Here is a 12,547-nt window from a genome sequence, read left to right as displayed (position 1 = left end):
AAGATGAGGTCGGCAGACCTAAAGAAGCCGTCAGGGACCGGTCGGGGATTTCTCTCCCGACTTGCCGCCCGGCTAGTAACTTTCTAGGATGCCGCCAGATACTTACCTGCCGCCCGACAAGTACGGGTGGCCAGATCGCGCTGCCCGCGTCCTCACCCGGGGGTGGTGGTGATCCATGCCGTGGAGGGGCAATCGACATGTTTCACCGGATCGGACGCACGGTCGTCCGACACCCATTCTGGACGCTCATCGCCTGGGTGGTCGCCGCGATCGCGATCGCGGCCTCCGCGCCGGCGCTGCAGTCCAACAGTGACGAGAGCAGCTTCCTGCCGAAGAGCTACGAGTCCATCCAGGCGATGGAACTGCAGCAGTCGGCCTTCCCGCACCAGTTCACGCCGGGCGCGGAGATCCTCTACCAGCGGACCGACGGCGGGCAGCTGACCCCGGCGGACAAGGCCAAGGTCGTCGAGGTCAACAAGGAGCTGTCCACCAAGACGGACATCCCGCTCAACCAGGGCGTCATCGGCATGCCGTTCTCCAAGGACGGCAAGTACGGCCTGGCGATGGTCAACCTCGGCACCAACACCTCCGACCAGACGAAGATGTCCGACGCGGCCACGGCGCTGCGCGCGGACGTCAAGCAGCTGACCGCGGGTACCGACCTGAACGCCAAGGTCGGCGGTTCGGCGGCGCAGATCCTCGACCAGTCGAACTCGTCGAAGACCGGTCAGGCGATCATCAGCTTCGGCACCTTCGGGATCATCATCATCGCGATGCTGCTGATATTCCGGTCGCCGCTGATGGCGATCATGCCGATCATGCTGATCGGTGTGGTGCTGACCGCGGCCAACGGTCTGATCGCCGACATCACCAAGATGCTGAACCTCACGTCGAACTCGTCGGTGACAGGCATCCTCATCGTCGTGCTCTTCGGTGTCGGTACGGACTACATCCTCTTCCTGATGTTCCGGTACCGAGAGCGGCTACGAGCGGGTGACGACCACAAGGAAGCCATGATCACAGCGGTGGCCCGCGTCGGCGAGGCGATCGCCTCCGCCGCCGGCACCGTCATCATCGCCTTCCTCGCGCTCTGCCTCTCCTCCATCTCCTTCCTCAAGCAGATGGGTCCGGCGCTGGCCATCTCCGTCGCGGTCACGCTGCTCGCCGGTCTGACCCTGATTCCGGCGATCTTCTCCTGGATCCCGCCGCGGGTGCTCTTCGCCCCGTCGAAGAAGTGGAGCGTCGAGCCGACGAGCTCGCGCTTCGCGGCGATCGGCAACACCGTCAAGCGCCGCCCGGCGCTGGTCACCGCCGTCTCCGGCATGATCATGCTCGGTCTGGCCGTGATCTCCACGGGCTACTCGGCGAGCTTCGACTTCTCCTCCGGCTCGATGCCGAAGACCGAGGAGTCGATGGTCGTCCAGAACACCATCACCACGGCGTACAGCGCCGGTGCGGCCACGCCCACCGACGTCTTCGTCACCAGCACCAACGGCGGCGCGCTGGACAAGGCCGCGGTCGCCGGACTGGGTGAGAAGCTCACCTCGGTCTCCGGAGTCGGCCAGGTCGCCCCGGCCAAGTACAACCCGAGCGGCACCACCGCGGACATCAGCGTCGTGCTGAGCAGCGACCCGCAGAGCAGCACGGCCATCTCCACGGTGGGCCAGCTCCGCGACACGGCCCATGCGGACACCCCGCCGGGCACCAAGGTCCTGGTCGGCGGCACCACCGCGATCTACGCCGACATCCAGAAGGCGATCGACCGCGACTACTCGGTGGTCTTCCCGACGGCGGCCGTGCTGATCATGCTGATCCTGGGCCTGATGCTGCGCAGTGTCGTGGCGCCGTGGTACCTGATGGCCTCGGTCGGCCTCGGCTTCGCCGCCACCCTCGGGTCGACGGTCCTGGTCTTCCAGCACCTGGACAACCAGGGTGGCCTGATGTTCATGCTGCCGGTCTTCATCTATCTGTTCGTGGTCGCCATCGGTACCGACTACAACATCCTGATGATCTCCCGGCTCCGTGAGGAGGCCCGTGAGGGCCGCGAACCGCGTGAGGCGGCTGCTCGGGCGCTGCGCCACGCCGGTCCGACCGTCGCCGCGGCCGGTGCGATCCTCGCCGGTACCTTCGCCTCGATGATGCTGGCCGGGAACTCGCTCTTCGCGGAGATGGGATTCTCCATCAGTATCGGTATCGTGATCGCGGCGTTCGTGATGGCGATGTTCTTCACGCCGTCGCTGACCGCGCTCATCGGCCACGCGGCCTGGTGGCCGGGCCACGCCGACCGCCGCGAGGCCAAGGGCGAGAGCCGGATCGTGGCGGGCTCGACCGTCACGAGCGGTGACAGCGACAACGTCACCGAGCTGGACCCGAGCCGCCGTTGATGTCGCCCGCGACGGGCTGACAGGCTGACGCCGAGTCACAGAGCAGCAGGAGGGGCCGCAGCCGGGCAGGGCTGCGGCCCCTCCTGCGTCATACCGGGCGGAGCGTGCGGCGGAGCTGGCTGCGGAACGCCCGACGCAGCGGAACGGCCGTGGCGAGGACGAAGAGGCCGAAGAGCGTGATCGGGAGCAGGCCGGTCACGCCGAGGTAGTCGAGCGGCTCGCTCATGAGTTCCTCCCAGTTGCCCTGGTAGTTGGCCGTCAGGTCGGCGACCATGACGGCCGCGCCGAGCAGCGGTCCAGCCGGGCGGCCCCATGCCACGAGCACGGCGGCGAGCGGGTCGAGGAGCAGCAGGGAAAAGAAGAGGATCTGGCTGGCCATCGGCCAGCCCTGGTAGGCGTGCAGCCCGCCGCCGATCACGTCGTGGAGGTGCGAGCCCGCACCCTCGACAAATCCGATCACGTAGACGATCGACACCCACCGCGCCCAGCGCGGGCGTTCCCCCCATGGCATGCCGCCCACTGTAGAGGGGCGGGCGCGTCCTTTGGAGGCGGTCAGGCTCCGAGGGGCAGGGCCTGGTCGACCGGGGCGAGGGCGGCCGTTGTCAGTGCCTCGTCGTAGCGTTGGACCACAAGCTCGGCGAGGTCGGGGGACGCGCCGAGTGGGGCTGCGACGGCAGTGATGCCCGCCGTCGCAGCCTGGGCGGTGATCCGGTCGGGGAGCAGGCCGGGGGCCAACAGGTAGGGCGCCACGGCGAGATGACGCAGGCCCTGGGCGCGGAGCGCCTCGGCCGCGTCGGTCAGGTGCGGGGGAGCGGCGGAGGCGTGCGCGACGGCGACGCCGCCCCAGCCCGCGGTGCGCTGCCACGCGGCGGCGAGGGCGCGGGTGGCAGCGTTGGCGACGGGATCGGAGGAGCCCGCCGCGGCGAGGATGACGCCGGTGTCGGCGGCGGGACGCACGCCCGCCTCGGCCAGGCGGCGCTCCAGTGCGCGCAGCAGCAGCGGGGAGGGGCCGAGGACGTCGGCCTGATGGACGGTCAGCCGGGGCAGCCGGGAGGCTGCCTCGCGCAGCACTCCGGGGATGTCGGTCTTGGCGTGGTACGCACGGGCCAGCAGCAGCGGCACCGCGACCACGGGCGCCTCGCCCTCCTGCGCCAACTGCTCCAGCGCGCGCGGGATCCGCGGCGCGCAGTGGTCGAGATAGCCGACCCGCACGGTGACGTCCGGGCGCAGTGCGCGCGCCCGGTCGGCGAGGGCGGCCATCGTCGCGGCGTGCCGCGGGTCGCGGCTGCCGTGGGCGAGCAGGAGCAGGCGGGCGTGGCGGGCGTGCATCAGGTCACCTCCGGGCGGTCAGCAGACCGCGGGAGCGGAGGACGTGTCGCTCGATCGGGTTGAAGACGAGCATTTCGATGCCGATACCGACGACGAGGATCAGAATGATGGTGGCGAGAACGCCGGGCATGTCGAGGTTCTCGCGGGCGAACTCGAGCTGGGCGCCCAGGCCCAGGCCGAGGGCGGGGGAGCTGGCGATCAGCTCGGCCGCCATGAGGGAGCGCCAGGAGAAGGCCCAGCCCTGCTTGAGGCCGGCGACGTAGCCGGGCAGGGCGGCGGGCAGGAGCACGTGCCAGACGCCGCGCAGGCCGCTGGCGCCGAGGGTGCGTCCGGCGCGCAGGTAGAGCGGCTGGACCTGGTCGATTCCGGCGACGAGGCCGTTGGCGATGGAGGGGACGGCGCCGAGCAGCACGACGGCGTAGATGGTGGCGTTGCTGAGGCCGAACCAGATGACGGCGGCGGGCACCCAGGCGACGGACGGGATGGACTGCAGGCCGGAGAGGATCGGGCCGATGGCGGCGCGAACGGGCTTGACCCGGGCGACGAGCAGTCCGATGGGGGTGCCGATGACGACGGAGACCAGGAACCCCAAGATCCCGCGGGAGAGCGAGGTCCAGATGGTCGAGAGGATCGTGCCCTGGAGCCACAGCTGGTGGAGGCTGTTCCACACGTCCAGCGGGCTGGGCAGCAGGTCGGGGCGCTTGAGGTGGGCCGCGTAGGCGCCCTGCCACAGGAGCAGGACGAGGACGACGGCAATGACCGGGGGCAGCACCTTGCCCAGCAGCACCTCGCGGACGCTGGTGCGCTGTGCGGTCTGGGTCTCCAGGGCGTCGAGTCCGGCGCCGAGGTCGGCGACGTCGGAACCAGCCGTCGTGGTGCCTGCGGCGACCGTGCGCGGCTCGGCGTCGGGCTTCAGGTCAGTGCTGGACATGGCGGCGGATCTCCCCTCGGAGCTTGTCGGTGATCTCCACCGCGAGGTCGGCCACGCCGGCCGACTCGATGCGGCGCGGCTGGGGCAGGTCGATGGCCCACTCCTGGGCGATGCGTCCGGGGCGGGAGGAGAGGAGCACGACGCGCTGGGCGAGGCGGACGGCTTCGCGGACGTTGTGGGTGACGAAGAGGACGGAGATCCCCGTGGCCTCCCAGATCTGGACGAGTTCCTCGTGCAGGACGTCGCGGGTGATCGCGTCGAGGGCGGCGAAGGGCTCGTCCATCAGCAGGACCTTGGCGTCCTGGGCGAGGGCGCGGGCCATGGCGACGCGCTGGCGCATGCCGCCGGAGAGTTCGTGGATGCGCTTGCCGTGGGCCCCGCCGAGGCGGACGAGCTCCAGCAGTCGCTGAGCCTCGGGCCGCCGCTCGGAGCGCGGGACGCCGCGCAGGCGCAGGGCGAGCTCGATGTTCTGACCAGCCGTCAGCCATGGGAAGAGCGCGTGCTCCTGGAACATCAGGGCGGTGCGTCCGGCGGGGACGTCGATGGTGCCGCTGGTGGGCTGGTCGAGGTCGGCGACGAGATTGAGGAGGGTGGACTTGCCGCAGCCGGAGGCGCCGAGGAGGCAGACGAACTCGCCGGGGGCGACGTTCAGGCTGATGTCGTCCAGGACGACATGGGCCGCGGCGGCGCGGCCGAAGGACTTGGTGACGTGATCGAGCCGGACGGCGGTGTCGACCACGGGGGCGGTCTGGCCCTCCGTGGAGGTCGAGGTCAGCAGTGCGGTCATGCGGTCACCTCCTGGTTCGTGCGGCGGGGCGGGAAGCTTGATGTCTTGGGTGGGGCCGGTCGTGGGCCCGGTCGCTGTGCCGAGAGCCGCCCCGCGCCGCCTTGACTGGGCATCGACGCGGTGTGGGGCGACTCCCGGAGCATGGTGGGCGCCGTTACTGGGCGCCGAGCCCGGCGGCGGAGACGGCGGGCTTGCCCTCGGCGGAGAGGACCTGGTTGAGCAGGGTCAGGTCGTAGATGCCGGAGAGGTTGGGCTGGGTGATGAAGCCTGCGGTCACCGCGTGCTGGGCCTCGGTGGTCAGGGATGAGGCCAGAGGGTCGTTGGTGACGGTCATCTCGCTCCAGGCCGCCTTGAGGACCTTGGAACTCAGGCCCTTGCCGGTCAGCGCGGTCAGCGCGGTGTTGGCCTCCTGCTGGGCCTTGGCCGGGTTGGCCAGGATCCAGGCGTTGGTGTCGACCGAGGCCTTCAGCACAGCCTTGACCACGTCGGGGTGGGCCTTGAGGAAGGACTGCGAGACCACCACGTTGGTCGAGACGAACTGGCCCTGCGGCCACAGCGTCCGCTCGTCGATCAGGATCTTGGCGCCCTCGGAGACCAGCTTGGAGGCGGTGGGCTCGGGCACCCACGCGCCGTCGATCTGGCCGGAGGCGTAGGCGGAGGGGGTGATCGAGTTGTCGGTGCGGATGACGGAGACGTCACCGGCGCCGGTCTTCGGGTCTTCCTTGTAGCCGTGGGTGTCCAGGTAGTTGAACAGCGCCACGTCCTGGGTGTTGCCGGCCTGAGGGGTGGCGATCTTCTTGCCCTTGAGGTCGGCCACGCTGGTGACGGTCTTCGGGTTGACCACCAGCTCCGCGCCGCCCGAGGTGGCACCGGAGACGATCTTCAGCGCGGCGCCGTGGGACTTGACGTAGCCGTTGATCGCGGGCGAGGGGCCGACCCAGGCGATGTCGATGGCACCGGAGTTGAGCGCCTCGATCTCGCTCGGCCCGGCGTTGAAGATCTGCGTGGAGATCTTCGTCCCGCCCAGGTCCTTGGCGAACTGCCCGTCCTGGATCCCGATCAGGGGGGTGGCGTGGGTCAGGTTGGCGAAGTAGCCGATCCGCACGGTCGACGCCGACAGCGCCGGACCGGAGCTGCCGGACGACGGAACGACCGAGCCGCCGCCGGAGGTCGAGGCGGCCTGGGAGCCGTAGCCGCACGCGCTCAGCAGTCCGGATGCGGCGACAACGGCGACGCCGGCTATGACGGCACGTCTGATGCGGGTGGTGCGGGGGGAGCGGGAGCGCAGCTGCGACATGGAAGAGGTCCTCACGAGGGTGATGGTGGTCCGGCTGGAAGGAACGCGGGGGCACGTGCGGCGGGGTACGACGACGGGGCGGAGGCCCCGTGTCAGCGACCCGCCGGTCGACACGGCCCGAGGGCACCGCAACCGGCCCCGAGCACGCCGCTGCCGACGCGGCCACCTTCCTTCGCCATGCGGGAGAACGCCTCGCCGCCCATCGTGGGGAATCCCTTCATCGGGTCAGAACGCCTCTCCGGCCATGCCTGCCGTGAGGGTCGTGCCGTCCGCCTGGTCGATCAGCAGGAACGAGCCGGTGCGGCGGTTGCTGCGGTAGTCGTCCAGGGCGATGGGCTCGGCGGTGCGGAGCACCACGCGGCCCAGGTCGTTGACCTCCAGGCTGCCCGGGTTCGGGATCTCGTCGAGAGTGTCCACCGCGATCGCGTAGGGGATGTCCTTGACGATCGCGCGGACGGTCCGGGTGGTGTGCTTGAGCAGCACCCGGTCCCCGACGCGCAGCGGACGCTCGTTGAGATGCGCCACGGTCGCGACGACGTCCTGGGTCGGCTCCGGGGCCGGACCGGCGGCGATCACGTCGCCGCGCGAGATGTCGATGTCCTCGGCCAACCGCACCGTCACCGACTGCGGCGCCCAGGCGACGTCGCTCTCCACACCGAGCACGTCGATCCCGGCCACGGTCGCGGTCAGCCCGGCGGGCAGCACGGTGACCTGGTCGCCGGTGCGGAGCACGCCGGAGGCGAGCTGGCCCGCGTAGCCGCGGTAGTCGGGGTGCTCGGCGGACTGCGGCCGGATCACGTACTGGACCGGGAACCGGGCCGGCTCACCGTCGGGGTCGGTGCCGACCGGCACGGTCTCCAGGTGCTCCAGCAGCGTCGGGCCGCCGTACCAGTCCATGGTGGCGGACGGCTCGACGACGTTGTCCCCGGCCAGCGCGCTGATCGGGATCGCGGTCACGTCCTCGATCCCCAGCGAGGCCGCGTACGCGCCGAACTCGGCGGCGACGGCGGCGAAGACGGGCTCGGCGTAGTCGACCAGGTCCATCTTGTTGACGGCCAGCACCAGGTGCGGGACGCGCAGCAGCGCGGCGACCGCGGCGTGGCGGCGGGTCTGCTCGACCACGCCGTTGCGGGCGTCGACCAGCACCACGGCCAGCTCGGCCGTGGACGCGCCGGTGACCATGTTCCGCGTGTACTGCACGTGCCCCGGGGTGTCGGCGAGGATGAACCGCCGCTTGGGGGTGGCGAAGTAGCGGTACGCCACGTCGATGGTGATGCCCTGCTCGCGCTCGGCCCGCAGACCGTCCGTCAGCAGCGCCAGGTCCGGGGCCTCCTGGCCGCGCTTGCGCGAGGCGTGCTCGACGGCCTCCAACTGGTCGGCCAGCACCGACTTGGAGTCGTGGAGCAGGCGGCCGACCAGGGTCGACTTGCCGTCGTCCACGGAACCGGCGGTGGCGAAACGCAGCAGGGAGGCGGCCGCCACCTCGTGGGGCGCCTGGGTGTCAGTGGTGCTGGTCATGCTAGAAGTACCCCTCGCGCTTGCGGTCTTCCATGGCGGCCTCGGACATCTTGTCGTCCGCGCGGGTCGCGCCACGCTCGGTCAGACGGCTGACGGCGATCTCCTCGATCACCGCGGCGACGTCGGCGGCGTCGGAGTCGACGGCCCCGGTGCAGGACATGTCGCCGACCGTGCGGTAGCGGACCAGACGGCGCTCGACGGTCTCGCCCTCCTTGGCGCCGCCCCACTCACCGGGCGAGAGCCACATGCCGTTGCGCTGGAACACCTCGCGCTCGTGGGCGTAGTAGATCGCGGGGAGCTCGATCTTCTCCCGCTCGATGTACTGCCACACGTCCAGCTCGGTCCAGTTGGACAGCGGGAAGACGCGCACGTGCTCGCCGGGAGCGTGGCGGCCGTTGTAGAGCGACCACAGCTCCGGGCGCTGACGGCGCGGGTCCCAGGCGCCGAACTCGTCACGCAGCGAGAAGACACGCTCCTTGGCGCGGGCCTTCTCCTCATCACGTCGGCCGCCGCCGAAGACCGCGTCGAAGCGGCTGGACTCGATGGCGTCCAGCAGCGGCACGGTCTGCAGCGGGTTGCGGGTGCCGTCCGGGCGCTCGCGCAGGCGGCCGTTGTCGATGAACTCCTGCACCGAGGCCACGTGCAGGCGCAGCCCGTGCTCGGCCACCGTGCGGGCGCGGTAGTCGAGCACCTCGGGGAAGTTGTGCCCGGTGTCCACGTGCAGCAGTGCGAACGGCACCGAAGCCGGCGCGAACGCCTTCAGCGCCAGGTGGAGCATGACGATCGAGTCCTTGCCGCCGGAGAAGAGGATCACCGGGTTCTCGAACTCGCCCGCCACCTCACGGAAGATGTGGACGGCCTCGGCCTCCAGCGCGTCCAGGTGCGACAGCGCGTAGGGGGAGTCGTGGGTGGAAGCGGCGGCAAGCGAAACAGCGGTGGTCACGCCAGTCCCCTCTCGGTCAGCAGAGCGTGCAGGGCGGCGGCGGACTCGGCCACCGTCTGGGTGTGCGCCTCGATCCGCAGATCGGGGGCGGCGGGCGCCTCGTAGGGGTCGTCCACGCCGGTCAGTCCGGAGATCTCACCGGCGGCCTGCTTGGCGTACAGGCCCTTGACGTCCCGCTCGGAGCAGACCTCGACCGGCGTCGCCACGTGGACCTCCAGGTACGAGGTGCCCTGCGCGGCGTGCCGGGCGGCGACCGCGGCGCGGGAGTCCGCGTAGGGGGCGATCACCGGGGCGAGCACCTTCACGCCGTTGGAGGCGAGCAGTTCGGCGACGAAGCCGATCCGCTGGATGTTGGTGTCCCGGTCCTCGCGGTTGAACCCGAGGCCACGCGAGAGGAACTCGCGGATCTCGTCGCCGTCCAGGATCTCGACCCGGTGGCCCTCGGCACGCAGCCGCTCGGCCAGCGCGGCCGCGATGGTGGTCTTCCCGGCGCTGGGCAGGCCGGTCAGCCACACGGTGGCGCCGCACGCCGGCACGGCGGCTGCCGTGCCGGCCGCCGGTGCGTCAACAGTGGTGGTCATGAAGCTCTGCTCCAGGGTGGTGGTCAGTCGGAGAACGGACGAGCGGTCAGAGGTGGATGCCGCACTCGGTCTTGCCGGCGCCGGACCAGCGGCCGGAGCGCGCGTCCTCGCCCTCCAGCACGCGGCGGGTGCAGGACTCCGGCGCGCAGCCGATCGACGCGTAGCCGTCGAAGAGCAGCGGGTTGAGCAGGATGCCGTGCTCGGCCACGTAGGCGTCCACGTCGTCCTGCGTCCAGCGGGCGATCGGGGCGATCTTGACCTTCTGCCGCTTCGGGTCGTAGGCCACCACCGGGGTGTCGGCCCGCGTCGGCGACTCGTCCCGGCGCAGCCCGGTGGCCCAGGCGTCGTAGCCGGCCAGGCCGCGGCCCAGGGGCTCGACCTTGCGCAGCTTGCAGCAGAGGTCCGGGTCGCGGTCGTGCAGCCGGGGGCCGTACTCCGCGTCCTGCTCGGCCACGGTCTGACGCGGCGTCAGCGTGATCACGTTGACCGGCATCGTCGCCGCCACCGCGTCACGGGTGCCGATGGTCTCCGCGAAGTGGTAGCCGGTGTCCAGGAAGACCACGTCGATGCCCGGCAGCGCGGTCGAGCCCAGGTGGGCGACGACTGCGTCCTCCATCGACGAGGTCACCGCGAGGCGCCTGCCGAAGGTCTCGGCCGCCCAGCGCAGGATCTCCTGCGCGGAGGCGTCCTCCAGCTCCCGGGCGGCAGTGGTGGCCAGGGCCTCCAACTGCTCGGGGGAGTACGGAGAGTGCGTGTGCTCAGTCTCGGTGGTCATCAGGACGTCCCCCAGTCGCGGTCGGGGCGGTCAGCAGCCCGAGGAACTTCAGCGCGAACGCACGTCGGCAGGACGCGCACTCCCAGGCACCGTGCCCGCCGGTCTCGCTCGGGCGCAGGTCCTCGTCGCCGCAGTAGGGGCAGTAGAACGGTGCGGCACGCTCACTCATGAGAGCTGCTCCTCGCCGGCACGCGTGGTCCACTGCGCGAACCGCTCGCCGTCGTGGCGGTCGTCCAGGTAACGGCGCAGGACGCGCTCGATGTAGTCGGGCAGACCGTCCTTGGTGACCTTCAGGCCGCGGACCTTGCGGCCGAAGCCGGCGTCCAGGCCCAACGCGCCGCCCAGGTGCACCTGGTAGCCCTCGACCTGCTCGCCGTTCTCGTCCACGACCAGCTGGCCCTTGAGGCCGATGTCGCCGACCTGGATCCGGGCGCAGGCGTTCGGGCAGCCGTTGATGTTGATGGTCAGCGGCTCGTCGAACTCCGGCAGCCGGGCCTCCAGCTCCTCGATCAGGGTCCGGCCGCGGTCCTTGGTCTCGACGATCGCGAGCTTGCAGAACTCGATGCCGGTGCAGGCCATCGTCCCGCGCCGGAAGCTGGACGGCTTGACCTGCAGGCCCAGCGCCTCCAACCCGGCGACCAGGGAGTCGACCTGGTCCTCGGCCACGTCCAGCACGATCATCTTCTGCTCGGTCGTGGTGCGGAGCCGGTCCGAGCCGTGCTGGGCGGCCACGTCGGCGACCTTGGTCAGCAGCGAGCCGTCCACCCGGCCGACGACCGGAGCGAAACCGACGTAGTAGTTGCCGTCCTTCTGCCGGTGCACGCCGACGTGGTCGCGCCAGCGCCCGACCGGCTCGGCCGGGGCCGGGCCGTCGACCAGCGCGCGGTGCAGGTACTCGTCCTCCAGCACCTGGCGGAACTTCTCGGGGCCCCAGTCGGCCATCAGGAACTTGAGCCGGGCGCGGGTGCGCAGGCGGCGGTAGCCGTAGTCGCGGAAGATCGAGATGACGCCGACGAAGACGTCCGCGACGTCCTCCAGCGGCACCCAGGCGCCCAGGCGTTCGCCGAGGCGGGGGTTGGTGGAGAGGCCGCCGCCGACCCACAGGTCGAAGCCGGGGCCGTGCTCGGGGTGCTCGACGCCGACGAAGGCCACGTCGTTGATCTCGTGGACCACGTCCAGCAGCGGCGAGCCCGAGATCGCGCTCTTGAACTTGCGCGGCAGGTTGGAGAAGTCGGGGTTGCCGATGACGCGGCGGTGGATCTCCTCCAGCGCCGGCGTGCCGTCGATGATCTCGTCCGCGGCGATGCCCGCGACCGGGGAGCCCAGGATCACACGCGGGCAGTCGCCGCACGCCTCGGTCGTGGACAGCCCGACGCCCTCGAGGATCCGCCAGATCTCCGGCACGTCCTCGATCCGGATCCAGTGGAACTGGATGTTCTGGCGGTCGGTCAGGTCCGCGGTGCCGCGCGCGTAGGTCTGCGAGACCTCGCCGATCGCGCGCAGCTGCGCCACGGTCAGCCGGCCGCCGTCGATGCGGACGCGCATCATGAAGTACTCGTCGTCCAGCTCGTGCGGCTCGAGCACGGCGGTCTTGCCGCCGTCGATGCCCTGACGGCGCTGGGTGTAGAGGCCCCACCAGCGCATCCGGCCGCGCAGGTCGGCCGGGTCGATCGAGTCGAAGCCCCGGTGCGCGTAGATCGTCTCGATACGCGTCCGGACGTTGAGACTGTCGTCGTCCTTCTTGAACTGCTCGTTGGCGTTGAGCGGGGTGAAGTGACCGGCCGCCCACTGACCCTCACCGCGGTGACGGGTCACCTTGCGCTTGGGCGGCGTCGAAGACGTGGGGGTGGTGGCCATGGAAGCGTCCTTCGGCAGTGTGTTCGGGCCTGTTGGGGCGTCTCCCGGTCCGGGGCACTGCGGCTTCCACCTGCGGGTTCGCGTGGAGGAGCGGCGGTGACCAGGCCGGGGCCGACGCCTTCCGCACTGCGGCGGGCGGATCGTC

Annotated in this window: 12 protein-coding genes; 1 reads left to right on the top strand and 11 read right to left on the bottom strand. The window is 70.8% G+C overall.

Features of this window, described 5'->3' with window-relative positions; all coding sequences use genetic code 11:
- Positions 1-197: 197 nt before the first annotated feature.
- Positions 198-2,384 (top strand): MMPL family transporter, encoded by a 2,187-nt coding sequence (locus tag ABH928_RS10235; RefSeq protein ID WP_370064480.1) that lies wholly within the window; start codon positions 198-200, stop codon positions 2,382-2,384.
- Positions 2,385-2,472: 88 nt separating this feature from the next.
- Here the strand turns inward: ABH928_RS10235 and ABH928_RS10230 are convergent, their stop codons facing one another.
- The 11 genes from ABH928_RS10230 to ABH928_RS10180 form a co-directional block, all read right to left on the bottom strand.
- Entirely contained in the window at positions 2,473-2,895 is a 423-nt protein-coding gene (locus ABH928_RS10230; RefSeq protein WP_370064478.1) for a hypothetical protein, read from the bottom strand.
- 41 nt (positions 2,896-2,936) lie between these two features.
- Entirely contained in the window at positions 2,937-3,713 is a 777-nt protein-coding gene (locus ABH928_RS10225; protein ID WP_370064476.1) for a sirohydrochlorin chelatase, read from the bottom strand.
- A gap of 4 nt (positions 3,714-3,717) precedes the next feature.
- Complete coding sequence (locus ABH928_RS10220) at positions 3,718-4,644, bottom strand: ABC transporter permease (RefSeq protein WP_370064474.1); 927 nt, start codon at positions 4,642-4,644, stop codon at positions 3,718-3,720.
- Positions 4,631-5,431 (bottom strand): ABC transporter ATP-binding protein, encoded by an 801-nt coding sequence (locus ABH928_RS10215; RefSeq protein WP_370064472.1) that lies wholly within the window; start codon positions 5,429-5,431, stop codon positions 4,631-4,633. Before ABH928_RS10215 ends, ABH928_RS10220 begins: the two co-directional genes overlap by 14 nt.
- A 154-nt stretch (positions 5,432-5,585) precedes the next feature.
- On the bottom strand, positions 5,586-6,728 hold the full coding sequence (locus tag ABH928_RS10210; RefSeq protein WP_370064470.1) for an aliphatic sulfonate ABC transporter substrate-binding protein: 1,143 nt from the start codon (positions 6,726-6,728) through the stop codon (positions 5,586-5,588).
- A gap of 225 nt (positions 6,729-6,953) precedes the next feature.
- On the bottom strand, positions 6,954-8,246 hold the full coding sequence (locus ABH928_RS10205) for a sulfate adenylyltransferase subunit 1 (protein WP_370064468.1): 1,293 nt from the start codon (positions 8,244-8,246) through the stop codon (positions 6,954-6,956).
- A 1-nt stretch (position 8,247) separates the two neighbouring features.
- Positions 8,248-9,189, bottom strand: a complete 942-nt coding sequence (cysD, locus tag ABH928_RS10200) for a sulfate adenylyltransferase subunit CysD (RefSeq protein ID WP_370064466.1) — start codon at positions 9,187-9,189, stop codon at positions 8,248-8,250.
- Positions 9,186-9,770, bottom strand: a complete 585-nt coding sequence (gene cysC, locus ABH928_RS10195) for an adenylyl-sulfate kinase (RefSeq protein ID WP_370064464.1) — start codon at positions 9,768-9,770, stop codon at positions 9,186-9,188. Before cysC ends, cysD begins: the two co-directional genes overlap by 4 nt.
- A gap of 46 nt (positions 9,771-9,816) precedes the next feature.
- Positions 9,817-10,545 carry a phosphoadenylyl-sulfate reductase gene (locus ABH928_RS10190; protein ID WP_370064462.1) on the bottom strand — a complete coding sequence of 243 codons (729 nt, stop codon included), beginning with the start codon at positions 10,543-10,545 and terminating at the stop codon, positions 9,817-9,819.
- Positions 10,529-10,714, bottom strand: coding sequence for a hypothetical protein (locus ABH928_RS10185; RefSeq protein WP_370064460.1), 186 nt, complete (start codon positions 10,712-10,714; stop codon positions 10,529-10,531). The genes ABH928_RS10190 and ABH928_RS10185 overlap by 17 nt, the downstream gene beginning before the upstream one ends.
- Positions 10,711-12,402 (bottom strand): nitrite/sulfite reductase, encoded by a 1,692-nt coding sequence (locus ABH928_RS10180; RefSeq protein WP_370064458.1) that lies wholly within the window; start codon positions 12,400-12,402, stop codon positions 10,711-10,713. Before ABH928_RS10180 ends, ABH928_RS10185 begins: the two co-directional genes overlap by 4 nt.
- Between the last annotated feature and the right edge of the window lie 145 nt (positions 12,403-12,547).

It is taken from the genome of Streptacidiphilus sp. MAP5-3, from assembly GCF_041262505.1.
GTDB lineage: Bacteria > Actinomycetota > Actinomycetes > Streptomycetales > Streptomycetaceae > Streptacidiphilus.
This window is presented reverse-complemented; position numbering and strand designations above follow the sequence as displayed.